We start from the raw sequence: 14,255 nt of genomic DNA on the forward strand, positions 1-14,255 counted from the left end.
GGGATGCCACGCACCATGACCACCATCCGTCGTTTCGGCCTGCTCGCGCCGCTGGCCGCCGTCAGCCTTGCCGGCTGCGGGATCAATTCGGTCCCCACCGCCGAGGAGAACGTCAACGCCAAGTGGGCGAATGTGCAGAACCAGTATCAGCGCCGGGTCGATCTCTACGGCAATCTGGTGTCGACGGTGCAGGCCGCCGCCAACCAGGAGCGGACGGTGCTCCGCGAGGTGACCGAAGCCCGCGCCCAGGCCGGCTCGATCCGACTGACGCCCGAGCAATTGTCCGATCCCGCCGCCATCCAGCGCTATGCCGATGCCCAGGCGCGGCTCGCGCCGCCGGTGGTCTTCCGCCAGCTGCAGGAAGCCTATCCGGAGCTCCAGGCCAACGCCAACTTCCGTGACCTGCAGGCGCAGATCGAGGGGACCGAGAACCGCATCTCCATCGCGCGGCAGGATTACAACGAGGCGGTGCAGCAGTATAACACCACCATCCGCACCTTCCCCGACGCGATCGGCGCACGGATCATCCATGGCGCCAAGCCCAGGGTTCCGTTCGAGGCGGTGACCCCGGGCGCCGACGTCGCGCCCAAGATCAACTTCAACACGCAGTAAGGTGCGCGGCGCGCTCATGCTCGGGACCCTGCTCGTTGCCGGCTGCGGAGGCGAGCGTGATGGCGCTACGCCTGCCGTCGGTGTGGGAGAGCGATCCTCTCCGAACGACGGGGGCGGGCGGATCATCGATCTCGCTGGCGTCCTTACGCCGGCCGAGAAGCTCGCGCTTGATCGGCGGGTCGCCCACGAACGGCAGGCCGATGGACGAGCGGTCCTTTTCATCGTCCTGAAGGCCGACGAGGCGCAAAGCCTGGAACAGGTAGGCTGGGCGGTCGGCAGGTCGATCGGAGCAAGCCGCCCCATCATCGTCCTTATCGATCCGGCCAGCCGTCAGGTGCGGGTCGAAGGGGATATACGGCTCGAGGACAAGGCTGCCGTCGCCGCCGCGATGCGCGATGACCTAGCCACCGGCAAGATTGCGCAGGCGGTCGATCGTGGCCTCACCCGACTTGAACAGCGGGCGCCCTGATGGCGCGCCTGCTTCTCCTCTGGCTCGCCGCCCTAGCGCTAGTTCAGCCTGCCGCGGCTCAGGACTTTCCCAAGCTCGACAACAGGCGCGTTGTTGATGCCGCTGAGATCATCCCGCCGGCCGAGGAAGCGGCGCTCAACGCCAAGTTGGAAGCACTCGAACAGCAAAGCACCCGCCAGCTGGTGGTCGCGACCGTTCCCGATCTCGGCGGTCTCGAGATTGAAGACTATGGCGTCCGTCTCGGCCGAAGCTGGGGAATCGGGCAGAAGGAAGCGGACAATGGCGCCATCCTTCTGGTCGCGCCGAATCAGCGGCGTGTGCGGGTAGAGGTCGGCCTCGGGCTCGAGCCCATTCTCACCGATGCCTTCTCAAACCGCGTCATCGAGGACACCATCATCCCGCGTTTTCGCGAGGGTGACTTCCCTGGTGGGATCACGGCGGGCACCGATGCCCTTATTGCGCAACTCCAGGCTCCTCCCGAAGTGGCAGAGCGGGCCGTACTCGAGGCGGCGCAGAAGCAGCAGGCGCAACAGTCCAGGCAGCGCTCCTCCGGCGGTGCCGGCATCATCCCGGTCGTCTTCTGGGTGATGGTGGTCGGCTTCGTGCTCCTTTCCTTTGCCCGCCGCGCGGGCGGTCGTCGCTATCGTGGCAAGCGCAAGCGGGGCCGGGGTGGCGTCGATCCGCTGGTCGTGCTGTGGGGCCTCGATGTCCTCAGCCATGCTGCCCGCTCCGGCAGGGGTGGTGGCGGCGGCTGGGGCGGCGGCTTCGGCGGGGGTGGCGGCTTCGGGGGAGGCGGTGGCTTCTCGGGCGGCGGCGGTTCGTTCGGCGGCGGGGGAGCGTCGGGATCATGGTAAGCCTTCGCCTCACGCCCGAGGATCACCAGCGCGTCAGCACCGCCATCGCCGCGGCCGAAGCGGGCAGCGACGGCGAGATATTGACCATCGTGTCCGGCGAATCCGACGCCTATCACGACGTCGCCCTGCACTGGGCGGTGGCGGCGATGATCCTCGTCCTCGCCTTTGCGGCCTGGCAGACGGCCTTCCTTGCCTCGCTGTGGGACCGGCTGTTCGGCGACTGGGGGGAGCATGCGACCCCCGGTCAGCTGCTCTTCTTCGTGATGATCCTGGCAGTGGCGAAATTCCTCGCCGTGCTGCTGATCCTCAAGTGGCGGCCGCTGCGGCTGGCGCTGACCCCCGGCGCGACCAAGACCCGCCGGGTCCGCCGCCGCGCCATCGCCCTGTTCCGCGCCGCCGCCGAGCGGCGGACGGTCGGGCGCACCGGCGTGCTCATCTACCTCAGCCTTGCCGAGCACCGCGCCGAGATCGTCGCCGACGAGGCGGTGGCGAAGGTCACCACGCCCGAATGCTGGGGCGACGCCATGGCCGAACTGGTCGCCGAGATCCGCGCCGCCAGGCCCGGCGAGGGACTGGTGCTGGCGGTCGAGGAGGTCGGCGAAGTGCTCGCCCGCCATTTCCCCAAGACCGGCGGCGACAGCAACGAAATCCCTGACAAGCTGATCGAGCTGTGAGCCGCGATCCCGATTTCGACCTGCCGCCCGAGACCATGTGGGCGGGGCGCTTCGTCACGGCGCAGCGCAAGGGCAAGTGGGAATATGCGGGCCGCGTCGGCGGCATCCGCGCGGTCGTGGTGCTTGCCGAGCATGACGGCTGCTGGATCCTGGTCGAGCAGCCGCGTGCCGCGGTCGGCGGCCAGTGCCTCGAACTGCCCGCGGGGCTGGTCGGCGACCATGGCGACGGCGCCACGATCGAAGGCACCGCGGTCAGGGAGCTGGAGGAGGAAACGGGCTTCACCGCCGAGCGGATCGAGAGGCTCGGCGATTTCCATGCCTCACCCGGCATGCTCAGCGAAAGCTTCACCCTCGTCCGCGCCCACGGCGTCCGCCGGATCGGCGAGGGCGGTGGCGTGCCCGGCGAGGAGGACATCATCGTCCATCTCGTGCCCAAGGCCGAGCTGGCGGACTTCGTCGCGGAACGCCGCGCCGCCGGAATCGCCATGGATGTCAAGATGCTGCTTCCCCTCGCGCCATTTCTTCTTGGTGGATCAGCAACTTAGCAAGCGCGGGTTAAGCCCGGTGCGCTATTGTCGGAAGCCATGCCCCGCCGTCTGTCGAACTTCCTCTTGGCGAGATCGGCATTCCCCGCCAGTGACAGCGGCGCAACGAAGATGAGGTCGTTCCTTGATGCTCAAGCCTGCTCTTTTCGCCAGTTCCGCCATGCTCCTGCTCGCCGGATGCGCCTCCGTGCCCGCGGCTGAGCCCGTGACCCCGGCTGCCGTGGCCGACGCCGCGCCGCCGGCTGCTGCCGCTCCGGCGGTGCCCGACAACATCCTGCTGGCCGACTGGACCGGCGCCTATGGCGGGGTGCCGCCGTGGAACCAGGTCAAGGTCAGCGACTTCCCGCAGGCCTTCACCTTCGCCATCGACGAGCAGCGCCGCGAATATCGCGCCATCGCCGACAATTCCGAAGCGCCGACCTTCGCCAACACCATCGAGGCGATGCAGAAGGCGGGCGACCGGCTCGACCGCGTCGGCTCCATCTTCGGTGTCTACACCGACAATCTGTCGACCCCCGAGATCCAGGCGCTCGACAAGGAATGGAGCCCCAAGCTCAGCGCGGCGAGCGACGAGATCACGCTTGATCCGAAGCTCTTCGCGCGGATCGAGACGCTCTACAACAATCGCGCCAGCCTCGGTCTCGACGCGGCGCAGTCGCGCCTCCTGACCCGCACCTACGAGAGCTTCGTCCGCAACGGCGCCAAGCTCAGCCCCGAGCAGAAGCAGCAACTGTCGGGCTACAACCAGCAGCTGGCGTCGCTGTTCAGCGACTTCAACGCCCGGCTGCTCGCCGACGAGGGCACGTTCATCCAGGCCAGCGAGGCCGAAATGAGGGGCGTTCCCGCCGACGTGAAGGCGGTCGCCGCCAGCGTCGCCAAGGACAAGGGCCTGCCCGCCGGCACCTACGCCATCCGCAACACCCGTTCGGCGGTCGAGCCGGTGCTGACCTTCGGCAGCAACCGTGCGCTCCGGCAGAAGGTGTTCAACGCCTTCGTCGGCCGCGGCGACAACGGCAATGCCAACGACACCAACGGCCTCATCCGGCAGATCGTGAAGCTGCGCGCGGACCGCGCCAATTTGCTCGGCTATCCGACCCATGCTCACTGGCGCATGCAGGACACGATGGCCAAGTCGCCGGACCGGGCGATGGAGCTGATGATGAAGGTCTGGCCGGCCGCGGTCGCCCGCGTGAAGCAGGAGGTCGCCGAACAGGCGCCCTTCGCCCGTCGCGAAGGCGTCCGCACCGTCGAGCCGTGGGACTATCGCTACTTCAACGAGAAGGTGCGCAAGGCCAAGTACGACCTCAGCGAAGAGGAGATCAAACCCTACTTCCAGCTCGACAACCTGGTCGAGGGCATGTTCTGGAGCGCGGGCCAGCTCTACGGCATGCAGTTCAAGGAAAATACCGGCGCGGTGCCGGTCTTCCACCCGGACGTCCGCACCTTCGAGGTGACCCGCGAGGGCAAGCCGATCGGCCTGTTCTATCTCGACACCTATGGCCGCGAGGGCAAGCGGTCGGGCGCCTGGATGACCAGCTACCGCCTGCCGAGCGATCTCACCGGCCGCGATCCGGCGCTGGTCAGCAACAACAACAATTTCAACAAGCCGGGACCGGGCGAGCCGGTGCTGATCAGCCTCGATGACGCGTCCACGCTCTTCCACGAGTTCGGGCACGCCATCCACTATCTGCTGTCGGAGGTGCGTTATCCGGGCTTCAACGGAGCGCAGCGCGACTTCGTCGAATATCCGAGCCAGGTGAACGAGAATTGGCTGCTGACCCAGCCGGTGCTCAGCCGCTTTGCCAAGCATTACAAGACCGGCCAGCCGATGCCGCAGTCGCTGGTCGACAAGATCGAGAAGGCGGACACCTTCGGCCAGGGCTTTGCGACGGTCGAATATCTGTCGTCCGCGCTGGTCGACATGAAGCTGCACCTGCAGCCCGGCGGAGAGGTCGATCCGGACGCGTTCGAGCGGCAGACCCTGGCCGAACTCGGCATGCCCCGAGAGATGGTGATGCGTCACCGCCTGCCGCAGTTCGGCCACCTGTTCAGCTCGGACGCCTATTCGGCCGGATATTACAGCTATCTGTGGTCGGAGACGATGGACGCCGACACCTGGGCGGCGTTCGAGGAGACCGGCGATCCGTTCAACAAGACGATCGCCGAGCGCTTCCGGACCATCCTGCTGTCGACCGGCAACCAGACCGACCGTGCGGAGGCCTACCGCCAGTTCCGCGGCCGGGATCCGGACGTGACGGCGCTGCTGAAGCGTCGCGGCTTTCCGGTGAACTGAAAAGGGGGGCGTCGTCCTGGCTGAGGCCGGGACGACGCCCAGCTACAGCCGCGCCTGTTCCGCCTGCGCCCAGGCCATGGCGGCCAGCGGTTCCAGCACCTTTACGGTGGCCTCGGCATGGGCGCTCGAGGCGCTTCCGCGGGCGAGGCGGCCCTTGATGCCGTGGATGATGGCGGCCAGCCGGAACAGGTTGAAGACCATCAGATAGTCGAAGGCGGGAATGCCCTCGCGGCCCGTGCGCCGGCAGTAAGCGGCGACATAGTCGTCCTCGCTCGGGATGCCGAGCGCGGCGAGATCGAGCCCGGCGAGCCCGGTCATCGCGCTGCCCGCCGGCATCCGGTACATCATGCAGTGATAGACGAAGTCGCTGATCGGATCGCCGAGCGTCGACAGCTCCCAGTCGAGCACCGCCCGGACCCTCGGCGCCGCCGCGTCGAAGATCATGTTGTCGCAGCGATAGTCGCCGTGGATGATCCGGCTTTCGCCCTCGTCGGACGGGAGGTTCTTCTCCAGCCACGCGACCAGCCTGTCCATGGTTTCCAGCCGGCCGGCCTCGACGTCGGTGAGATATTGCTTCGACCAGCGCGCCACCTGCCGCGCGACGAAGCCGCCGGCCTTGCCATAGTCGCCAAGCCCGACCGCGGCCGGATCATAGCTGTGCAGCTGCGCGATGGTGGCGTTCATCGCGTCGAAGTGCGCGGCGCGCGCCGCCGGCTCCAGCCCGGGAAAATGTGCTTCCCAGACGATTCGGCCAGGCACCATGTCCATCACGAAGAAGGCGGTGCCGATGACGGCCTCGTCCTCGCACAGGGCGTGGACCCGAGGCACCGGAAAGCCCTGGCCGCCGAGCCCCGCCATGACGCGGTATTCGCGGTCGACCGCATGCGCGCCGGGCAGGGTCTTGCCTGGCGGCTTGCGGCGGAGGACGTAGGAGGCGCGCGGCGTGTCCAGCTTGTAGGTCGGGTTCGACTGCCCGCCCTTGAACTGGCTGACGGTCAGCGGTCCCTCGAAGCCGGCGACGTGCGCCGTCATCCAGTCGGCCAGCACCGCCTCGTCGAAGCGGAGCCGCTCGGAAACATTGCGGGTGCCGGTATTGGCGGTGGTACGGTCCATCGCGGGCACCCTAAGCGCGGCGAAGCGCGAAACAAGCCGCATGGCCGGTGCATTGTGTCGCCATGCCCCGTATCGTTCATCTTTCCGACCTCCACTTCGGCGCGCACGACGAGACAATCGTCGCCGCCGTCCTGCAGGAGGTCGACGGCGCCAAGCCCGACCTCGTCATCATCAGCGGCGACTTCACCCAGCGCGCCCGCACCGAGCAGTTCGTCGAAGCCGGGCGCTTCCTCGAGAAGCTGCGCGATGCCGGGCACGAGGTGATGGCGGTGCCCGGCAACCATGACGTGCCGCTCTACGACGTCATCCGCCGCTTCCTCTCGCCGCTCGCGCGCTACAAAAGGTTCATCGACGACGAGCTCTGTCCGTGGCACCAGCTGCCCGGCGTGTCGGTGCTGGGCCTCAACACCGCGCGGTCGCTGACCATCAAGGACGGGCGGCTCAACGCCGAGCAGATCGACTTCGTCCGCCGCCACTTCGCCGATGTGCCCAAGGGCGACCTCAAGCTGCTGGTCACGCACCATCCGCTGTTCGCCCTGCCGGTCGATGATGGCGGCATCCTCGGGCGGCCGCTCGGGCGGCAGGAGCTGGCGCTGGACGCCGTCAACGAACTCGGCATCGACCTGCTGCTCGCCGGGCACAATCATCGCGCTTCGACCCACCAGGCGCGTGACCTGGTGACTCGGGCAGGGGGCGCGCTGGTCGTCCAGGCCGGCACCGCCACCTCCATCCGGCTGCGCGAGGAGGAGCAGAGCTTCAACATCATCGAGGCGTCGGAGGGCGAGGTCACCATCGGCCTCAAGCGCTGGGCCGGCGCGCGCTTCGAGACGGCCGAGCCGACCCGGTTCCGCCGCGCCGAGGACGGCTGGCACCAGGCCAGGGTGCTGAGCGATCCGGCCGAGGCTTGAGCCACAAGCCCGCCGCGTCCATGAGGCAGCGATGATCGACGGCTTCGACCTGGATGATTTCGTGACCCGCGTGCTCGCCGAGGACCTGGGGCAGGGCGGCGACGTGACGTCCGCCTCGACCATCCCGGCGGACGCGCGCTTCACCGCCACCATGAACTGCCGCGAGGAGATCGTGGTCGCCGGCCTTGCGCTGGCGGAAGCCTTCTTCCGCCGGCTCGATCCCGAGGTGCGCCTCTCGAGCGAGGTGGCCGATGGCGACAGGGTTCCGGCCGGGACCGTGCTGATGCGCCTTGCGGGACAGGCGCGCGCCATGCTGACCGCGGAGCGTTCGGCGCTCAACACCCTTCAGCACCTGTCCGGAATCGCGACCCTGACCCGCCGCTATGTCGATGCGATCGACGGTACGGGCGCAACCCTGCTCGATACACGCAAGACCATTCCCGGCCTGCGTCTCCTCGGCAAATATGCGGCGCGCATGGGCGGCGCGACCAATCACCGTTTGCGGCTCGACGACGGCCTCCTCATCAAGGACAATCATGTCGCGGTGAATGGCTCGGTCGACGCTGCCGTAGCACGCGCGAGGGCGGCGGGAAGCGGCCTTCAAATGCAGGTCGAAGTCGACCGCATCGAACAGATCGAGCCGGCGCTGGCGGCGGGCGCCGAACGGCTTCTGCTCGACAACATGCCGCCGCCGGTGCTTCGCCAAGCGGTCGCGCTGGTGGCCGGGCGCGTGCCGCTCGAAGCCTCGGGCGGCGTCAACCTGCAGACCATCCGTGCCATTGCCGAGACCGGCGTCGATTACATCTCCGTCGGGCGCATCACCCAGTCCGCGCCGGCAGTCGATATCGGGCTCGATTTCGCGTTAACTTAGCTGAACGGCGACCGACAGCGCGGTTCAGCCGCTCGTCAGTGCGACAGGCGCAGAACGGCTCCAACAAGAAGGAGCCCGATCATGGCCAAGAAGTTTCTCATCGCCGCCTCCGCCGCCTCGCTGCTCGCGATTCCGGCCGCCGCGCAGGCGCAATATTATCCGGGCGACCCCTATTACGGGCGCTACGACAATCGATACGACCGCGGCTACAACGGCCGAACCTATTACGGGAACCGCTGTTCGGGCACGACCGGCACGGTGATCGGCGGCGTCGCCGGCGCGGTGGTCGGAAGCCAGATCGCGGGCGGGCGTCGCACCTACGATTATTACGGCAACCGCCGCGGCGGAAGCAGCGCGACCGGTGCCATCATCGGCGGTGCGGTCGGCGCCCTGCTGGGCCGCAAGGTCGACAAGGACAGCTGCAAGCGCCGCAACAACGGCTACAACGATTACGGCTATCGCTACTAAGCGTCGCGCAAGCCGCACCAGGGGACCGCCGGGAACGTTCCGGCGGTCCTTTTTCGTTTGGGGCTGGCCGCTTGGGCGTTATAGGCCCGTCACTTAACGCAAGGAGTGCCAGGGCTGTGTTCAAGGGTTTGTCGCCACTAAACTATCGCGGCCGCGAAGTCTGGCCGCTGGTCGAGGGCGGCAAGGGCGTGAGCGCCACCAATCACATGAGCTCCGGCGCCTGGGCGGCCGCCGGCGGCATCGGCACGGTCAGCGCGGTCAACGCCGACAGCTACGATCCCGAAGGCCGCATCATCCCGCAGGTCTACAACGGCATGACTCGCCGCGAGCGTCACGACGAGCTGATCCGCTACGCGATCGACGGCGCGGTGACGCAGGTGAAGAAGGCCTATGACGTCGCCAGCGGGCGCGGCGCCATCAACATCAACGTCCTGTGGGAAATGGGCGGCGCGCAGCACGTCCTCCACGGCGTGCTCGAGCGGACCAAGGGGCTGGTCGCCGGAGTCACCTGCGGCGCGGGCATGCCCTACAAGCTGTCCGAGATCGCGGCCCAGTACAACGTCTCCTACCTGCCGATCGTCAGCTCCGGCCGCGCGTTCCGTGCGCTGTGGAAGCGCGCCTACAGCAAGGTCTCCGAGCTGCTGAGCGCGGTGGTCTACGAGGATCCCTGGCTGGCCGGCGGCCACAATGGCCTCAGCAATGCCGAGGACCCGCGCGCGCCGCAGGATCCCTATCCGCGCGTGCGCGAACTTCGGGCCGTGATGCGCGAAGGCGGCATCAGCGACGACGTGCCGATCGTCATGGCCGGCGGTGTGTGGCGGCTGGACGAGTGGGAAGACTGGATCGACAATCCCGAACTGGGCGCGATCATGTTCCAGTTCGGCACCCGCCCGCTGCTGACGCAGGAAAGCCCGATCCCGGCCGAGTGGAAGGCGCGCTTGATGACACTGGAGGAGGGCGACGTCCTGCTCCACAAGTTCAGCCCGACCGGCTTCTATTCCTCCGCCGTGCGCAATCCCTTCCTGCGCAGCCTCGAGGCGCGCAGCGAGCGGCAGATCGCCTTCACCAAGGAAGCGGTCGGCGACCATTCGTTCGAGCTCGATGTCGGCATCGGCACCAAGAAGAATTACTGGGTCACCAAGGGCGATTTGCAGCATGCCCGCGAATGGTATGGCGCGGGTTACACCCAGGCTATGAAGACACCGGACGACACGCTCGTCTTCGTCAGCCCCGAGGAAGAGAAGATCATCCGCAAGGACCAGGCCGACTGCATGGGCTGCCTTTCGCAGTGCAGCTTCTCGAGCTGGGCGGACAACGAGAAGAACAGCACGGGCCGGCTTGCCGATCCGCGCAGCTTCTGCATCCAGAAGACGCTGCAGGACATCGCCCATGGCGGTCCGGTCGACCAGAACCTCATGTTCGCCGGCCACGCCGCCTTCCGCTTCAAGACCGATCCCTTCTATTCCAATGGCTTCGTGCCCACCGTGAAGCAGCTGGTGGATCGAATCCGCACGGGAGCATGATGAAGCGCCTGCTTGGTCTGTCACTGATGGTCGTGGCCGCGACGGCGGCTGCGCAGGACAGGCCGGTCCCTTACTGGGCGTCGATCAAGAGCGGCAAGGCGCTGATGCGAACCGGCCCGGCGACGACCTATCCCGGCACCTGGCTGTACATGCGCCGCGACCTGCCGATCCGCGTGCTCAAGCTGCATGAGGACTGGCGGCTGATCGAGGACAGCGAGGGCACGCGCGGCTGGATGCGCCGGGTCCTGCTCAGCGACACGCGCACGGCGCTCGTCGCCGGCTCGTCACCGCGGCCGGTCCACGCCCGCCCCGACGAATCCAGCCGCGTCCGCTACATGGTCGAGCCCGGAGTCGTCGGCCGGATCGACGATTGCGGCGGCGACGGCTGGTGCCACATCACGATCGGCCAGCGCGAAGGCCACATCAGGGTCGGCAATTTGTGGGGTGTTGCGCCCGACGAGGTGGTCGACTGAGGCGCGCGCGCGGCCTGTAAAGAACTCTTGACTGACAAGAGTGTTTGACATACCCCTTGGCCCATGGAGAACCGGGTCAAGGATTGGCGCGAGCAGTCGGGTTGGTCGCAGGGCGAACTCGCCCGCCGCCTCGGCGTGTCGCGCCAGACCGTCAATGCGGTCGAGACCGACAAGTACGACCCGAGCCTCCCGCTGGCGCTGCGCATGGCGAAATTGTTCGCCGTGCCGGTCGACCAGCTGTTCCTTGACCATTGGGAGCCGGAAGCATGACCTCGCCGCTGCAGACATCGAATGCAAAGGTGCGCAAGACGATCCTTCAGCTAGTGATGGGTGGGGTGGTCGGTGCCGTCGCGATGATCGCGATGCTGACCGCCCTCGAACGCCATGCCGGCCTGCTCGAGGACAGTGGGCGGCTGGCGGCGCTGGCCACGGCCTTGATCTATGCGCTCATGTCCGCCTTCGTCGGCTTTGGAACGCTCGTTCCGGGGGTCGGCGCGAAGACGCTCAACGTCGAGGACCGCGAGGAGATCGCCGAGCAGAAGCAGGCGCTGGTCATCGGCAGCCTTTCGTTTCTCCTGGTGGCGATCTTCCTGGGTGCCCTTGCGCTGGGGAGCACTCCGGCATGGGCAGGCCCGCTGCCGACCGGCGTCGCGGCGCTCGTCGCGGGTGCTGCCGTCGTCATCCTCGTGGCGCTCAGCATCCGCTACCGCAATCTCGGTGACGAGATGATGCAACTCGCGTCCAAGGAAGCGAGCGGCATCCTGCTGCTGCTGTTGCTGGCGACCGTCGGGGCGAAGTCGGCGGCCGCGCAGCTTGGCTATGCGACCCCGATGGCGCCGCTGGAATTCCTCGCCAGCTTCTTCGCGCTCTACCTCGTCGCCGTCTTCGTTGCCGTCGGGCGGCGGGGCCTGCTCACGCCGCGCTAGACCAGCTCGACCGCGACCGCCGTCGCTTCGCCGCCACCGATGCAGAGGCTGGCGATACCGCGCTTCAGGCCCTTCTGCTTGAGCGCATTGAGCAGGGTGACGAGGATGCGGGTGCCGCTGGCGCCGATCGGGTGACCAAGCGCGGTCGCGCCGCCATGGACGTTGATCCTGTCGTGGCCGATGCCGAGGTCCTTCATCGCGAACATGGCGACGCAGGCGAAGGCCTCGTTGACCTCGAACAGGTCGACCTCGCCGATGCTCCAGCCGGCCTTGTCGAGCACCTTGTGGATGGCGCCGATGGGGGCGATCGTGAACTCGGCCGGGGCCTGCGCATGGGCGGCGGTGGCGACGATCCGGGCAACGGGCTTCAGGCCCTTCGCCTGAGCCTCGGACTCGCGGGCAAGCACGACGGCGGCGGCACCGTCCGAAATGGAAGAGCTGGTCGCCGCAGTGATCGTGCCTTCCTTGTGGAAGGCGGGCTTCAGCTGCGGGATCTTGTCCGGACGGCCGCGGCCGGGCGCTTCGTCGGTGTCGACCACGGTCTCGCCCGCCCGGCTCTTCACCGTCACCGGCACGATCTCGTCGGCGAACCCGCCATTGTCGATCGCCGACTTGGCGCGGTTGAGGCTCTCGATGGCATAGCTGTCCATGCTCTCGCGGGTGAGCTGATAGTCGTTGGCGGTCGCCTGCGCGAAGCTGCCCATCGCCCGCCCTTCCTCATAGGCATCTTCCAGCCCGTCGAGGAACATGTGGTCGTAGGCGGTGTCGTGGCCGATGCGCGCGCCGCTGCGGTGCTTCTTCAGCAGATAGGGCGCGTTGGTCATGCTCTCCATGCCGCCGGCGACGATGACGTCGGCATTGCCGACCGCGATCGCTTCGGCGCCCATGATGACCGTCTGCATGCCCGATCCGCAGACCTTGTTGACGGTGGTCGCCTGCACGCTCGTCGGAAGCCCGGCCTTGATCGCCGCCTGGCGGGCAGGGGCCTGACCCAGTCCGGCCGGGAGCACGCAGCCCATGTAGATGCGGTCGATGTCGCCGCCCTCGACTCCGGCCCGCTCGACCGCCGCCTTGACGGCCGTGGCGCCGAGATCGGTCGCGCTGACGTCGGCGAGCGCGCCCTGCATCGCGCCCATCGGGGTGCGGGCATAGGAGAGGATGACGACGGGATCGGAAGCGGCGGTGGCCATGAGGCGGACTCCGTGTGAAGATTGTTGCACTGCAATAAGCATTCGGGCCGCCTTGTCCAAGTCTCCGCGCCTCTGCTAGCGCCGCCCCATGTCCGCACCCACACTCGATTTCGACCTCGGCGACATGGCCGATACCATCCGCGAGTCGACGGAGCGTTTCGCCGCCGACCGCATCGCCCCGCTCGCCGCCGAGATCGACCGCGACGACCGCTTTCCGATCGAGCTCTGGCCCGAGATGGGTGCGCTCGGCCTTCATGGCATCACCGTCGAGGAGGAGTGGGGCGGGCTCGGCCTCGGCTATCTCGAGCATGTCGTCGCGCAGGAGGAAGTCGCCCGCGCCTCGGCTTCGGTGGGCCTCAGCTATGGCGCCCATTCCAACCTCTGCATCAACCAGATCCGCCGATGGGCGAATGACGAGCAGAAGCGCAAGTACCTGCCCGGACTGATCAGCGGCGACCAGGTCGGCGCGCTGGCGATGAGCGAGGTCGGGGCCGGGTCCGACGTCGTGTCGATGAAGCTCAAAGCCGAGAAGAGCGGCAACGGCTATCGCCTCAACGGTACCAAATTCTGGATCACCAACGGCGCCTATGCCGACGTGCTGGTGGTCTATGCCAAGACGTCGCCGGAAGCCGGCAGCCGCGGCATCACCACCTTCCTGATCGAAAAGGGCATGGAGGGTTTCTCCATCGGCCAGAAGATCGACAAGGTCGGGATGCGCGGCTCACCGACCAGCGAACTGGTGTTCGACGATTGCTTCGTTCCGGCCGAGAACATCATGGGTCCCGAGAATGGCGGCGTCGGCGTGCTGATGAGCGGCCTCGACTATGAGCGGACCGTGCTCGCCGGGATCCAGCTCGGGATCATGCAGGCCTGCCTCGACGTGGTCCTGCCCTACGTCCGCGAGCGCAAGCAGTTCGGGAAGCCGATCGGCGCGCAGCAGCTGATGCAGGCCAAGATTGCTGACATGTATGTCGCGCTCAATTCCGCCCGCGCCTATGTCTATCAGGTCGCCAAGGCCTGCGACGCCGGCAAGACCACCCGCTTCGACGCCGCCGGCGCGATCCTGCTGGCGAGCGAAAGCGCGTTCAAGGTCGCGGGCGAAGCGGTCCAGGCGCTGGGCGGCGCGGGCTATACCAAGGATTGGCCGGTCGAGCGCTTCATGCGCGACGCCAAGCTGCTCGACATCGGCGCCGGCACCAACGAGATCCGCCGCATGCTGATCGGGCGGGAGCTGATCGGGGCCTGACCTTCCTGCTTCCGTCATGCTGAACTTGTTTCAGCAACCACAGCGCAACGTGAACTACCGTTCGCGTCGCGCCGTGGACCCTAGAACAAG

General features: G+C 67.4%; 16 protein-coding genes. 14 read left to right on the forward strand and 2 right to left on the reverse strand.

Going from position 1 to position 14,255, the window contains the following annotated elements:
* Nucleotides 1-15 precede the first annotated feature (15 nt).
* The 6 genes from JOY29_RS12930 (at nt 16) to JOY29_RS12955 (ending at nt 5,447) form a co-directional block, all read left to right on the forward strand.
* Nucleotides 16-612, forward strand: coding sequence for a LemA family protein (locus JOY29_RS12930; protein WP_300975542.1), 597 nt, complete (start codon nt 16-18; stop codon nt 610-612).
* Between the two features lie 16 nt (nt 613-628).
* On the forward strand, nt 629-1,081 hold the full coding sequence (locus JOY29_RS12935; RefSeq protein ID WP_300973952.1) for a TPM domain-containing protein: 453 nt from the start codon (nt 629-631) through the stop codon (nt 1,079-1,081).
* A complete protein-coding gene (locus JOY29_RS12940) occupies nt 1,081-1,935 on the forward strand; it encodes a TPM domain-containing protein (RefSeq protein WP_300973953.1) in 855 nt (284 codons plus the stop codon). Before JOY29_RS12935 ends, JOY29_RS12940 begins: the two co-directional genes overlap by 1 nt.
* On the forward strand, nt 1,929-2,609 hold the full coding sequence (locus tag JOY29_RS12945; protein WP_300973954.1) for a hypothetical protein: 681 nt from the start codon (nt 1,929-1,931) through the stop codon (nt 2,607-2,609). Before JOY29_RS12940 ends, JOY29_RS12945 begins: the two co-directional genes overlap by 7 nt.
* The gene (locus JOY29_RS12950; protein WP_367280019.1) at nt 2,606-3,154 is read left to right on the forward strand and encodes an NUDIX hydrolase; all 549 of its coding nucleotides are present in this window, start codon (nt 2,606-2,608) and stop codon (nt 3,152-3,154) included. The genes JOY29_RS12945 and JOY29_RS12950 overlap by 4 nt, the downstream gene beginning before the upstream one ends.
* A gap of 160 nt (nt 3,155-3,314) precedes the next feature.
* Entirely contained in the window at nt 3,315-5,447 is a 2,133-nt protein-coding gene (locus JOY29_RS12955; protein ID WP_300973955.1) for a M3 family metallopeptidase, read from the forward strand.
* A gap of 42 nt (nt 5,448-5,489) precedes the next feature.
* On the opposite strand, the gene JOY29_RS12960 is transcribed toward JOY29_RS12955, so the two are convergent.
* Entirely contained in the window at nt 5,490-6,560 is a 1,071-nt protein-coding gene (locus JOY29_RS12960) for a phosphotransferase family protein (RefSeq protein WP_300973956.1), read from the reverse strand.
* 62 nt (nt 6,561-6,622) lie between these two features.
* Here JOY29_RS12960 and JOY29_RS12965 point away from each other — a divergent pair, with 62 nt between their 5' ends.
* The 7 genes from JOY29_RS12965 to JOY29_RS12995 all read left to right on the forward strand — a co-directional run bounded on the left by JOY29_RS12965 (nt 6,623) and on the right by JOY29_RS12995 (nt 11,729).
* Nucleotides 6,623-7,468, forward strand: a complete 846-nt coding sequence (locus tag JOY29_RS12965) for a metallophosphoesterase (protein ID WP_300973957.1) — start codon at nt 6,623-6,625, stop codon at nt 7,466-7,468.
* A 31-nt stretch (nt 7,469-7,499) separates the two neighbouring features.
* Nucleotides 7,500-8,339, forward strand: coding sequence for a carboxylating nicotinate-nucleotide diphosphorylase (nadC, locus tag JOY29_RS12970; RefSeq protein ID WP_300973958.1), 840 nt, complete (start codon nt 7,500-7,502; stop codon nt 8,337-8,339).
* 81 nt (nt 8,340-8,420) lie between these two features.
* Entirely contained in the window at nt 8,421-8,807 is a 387-nt protein-coding gene (locus JOY29_RS12975; protein ID WP_300973959.1) for a glycine zipper 2TM domain-containing protein, read from the forward strand.
* 116 nt (nt 8,808-8,923) lie between these two features.
* The gene (locus JOY29_RS12980) at nt 8,924-10,330 is read left to right on the forward strand and encodes a nitronate monooxygenase (RefSeq protein ID WP_300973960.1); all 1,407 of its coding nucleotides are present in this window, start codon (nt 8,924-8,926) and stop codon (nt 10,328-10,330) included.
* Complete coding sequence (locus JOY29_RS12985) at nt 10,330-10,803, forward strand: SH3 domain-containing protein (protein ID WP_300973961.1); 474 nt, start codon at nt 10,330-10,332, stop codon at nt 10,801-10,803. Before JOY29_RS12980 ends, JOY29_RS12985 begins: the two co-directional genes overlap by 1 nt.
* Nucleotides 10,804-10,866: 63 nt before the next feature.
* Nucleotides 10,867-11,073, forward strand: a complete 207-nt coding sequence (locus JOY29_RS12990) for a helix-turn-helix transcriptional regulator (protein ID WP_300973962.1) — start codon at nt 10,867-10,869, stop codon at nt 11,071-11,073.
* A complete protein-coding gene (locus JOY29_RS12995; protein WP_300973963.1) occupies nt 11,070-11,729 on the forward strand; it encodes a hypothetical protein in 660 nt (219 codons plus the stop codon). The genes JOY29_RS12990 and JOY29_RS12995 overlap by 4 nt, the downstream gene beginning before the upstream one ends.
* Here the strand turns inward: JOY29_RS12995 and JOY29_RS13000 are convergent.
* Entirely contained in the window at nt 11,726-12,919 is a 1,194-nt protein-coding gene (locus tag JOY29_RS13000) for an acetyl-CoA C-acyltransferase (RefSeq protein WP_300973964.1), read from the reverse strand. The genes JOY29_RS12995 and JOY29_RS13000 overlap by 4 nt on opposite strands.
* An 88-nt stretch (nt 12,920-13,007) precedes the next feature.
* Between JOY29_RS13000 and JOY29_RS13005 the strand changes: the two genes are divergently transcribed.
* Complete coding sequence (locus JOY29_RS13005) at nt 13,008-14,165, forward strand: acyl-CoA dehydrogenase family protein (RefSeq protein ID WP_300973965.1); 1,158 nt, start codon at nt 13,008-13,010, stop codon at nt 14,163-14,165.
* Nucleotides 14,166-14,255 lie beyond the last annotated feature (90 nt).

The organism is Sphingomonas sp. LHG3406-1 (genome assembly GCF_029637485.1).
Lineage (GTDB): Bacteria > Pseudomonadota > Alphaproteobacteria > Sphingomonadales > Sphingomonadaceae > Sphingomicrobium.

Bases quoted from the DNA above. Each gene is read 5' to 3' on its own strand.
- JOY29_RS12930 (WP_300975542.1), top strand. From the start codon at position 16: ATGACCACCATCCGTCGTTTCGGCCTGCTCGCGCCGCTGGCCGCCGTC.
- JOY29_RS12935 (WP_300973952.1), top strand. From the start codon at position 629: ATGCTCGGGACCCTGCTCGTTGCCGGCTGCGGAGGCGAGCGTGATGGC.
- JOY29_RS12940 (WP_300973953.1), top strand. From the start codon at position 1,081: ATGGCGCGCCTGCTTCTCCTCTGGCTCGCCGCCCTAGCGCTAGTTCAG.
- JOY29_RS12945 (WP_300973954.1), top strand. From the start codon at position 1,929: ATGGTAAGCCTTCGCCTCACGCCCGAGGATCACCAGCGCGTCAGCACC.
- JOY29_RS12955 (WP_300973955.1), top strand. From the start codon at position 3,315: ATGCTCCTGCTCGCCGGATGCGCCTCCGTGCCCGCGGCTGAGCCCGTG.
- JOY29_RS12960 (WP_300973956.1), bottom strand. From the start codon at position 6,560: ATGGACCGTACCACCGCCAATACCGGCACCCGCAATGTTTCCGAGCGG.
- JOY29_RS12965 (WP_300973957.1), top strand. From the start codon at position 6,623: ATGCCCCGTATCGTTCATCTTTCCGACCTCCACTTCGGCGCGCACGAC.
- nadC (WP_300973958.1), top strand. From the start codon at position 7,500: ATGATCGACGGCTTCGACCTGGATGATTTCGTGACCCGCGTGCTCGCC.
- JOY29_RS12975 (WP_300973959.1), top strand. From the start codon at position 8,421: ATGGCCAAGAAGTTTCTCATCGCCGCCTCCGCCGCCTCGCTGCTCGCG.
- JOY29_RS12985 (WP_300973961.1), top strand. From the start codon at position 10,330: ATGAAGCGCCTGCTTGGTCTGTCACTGATGGTCGTGGCCGCGACGGCG.
- JOY29_RS12990 (WP_300973962.1), top strand. From the start codon at position 10,867: ATGGAGAACCGGGTCAAGGATTGGCGCGAGCAGTCGGGTTGGTCGCAG.
- JOY29_RS12995 (WP_300973963.1), top strand. From the start codon at position 11,070: ATGACCTCGCCGCTGCAGACATCGAATGCAAAGGTGCGCAAGACGATC.
- JOY29_RS13000 (WP_300973964.1), bottom strand. From the start codon at position 12,919: ATGGCCACCGCCGCTTCCGATCCCGTCGTCATCCTCTCCTATGCCCGC.
- JOY29_RS13005 (WP_300973965.1), top strand. From the start codon at position 13,008: ATGTCCGCACCCACACTCGATTTCGACCTCGGCGACATGGCCGATACC.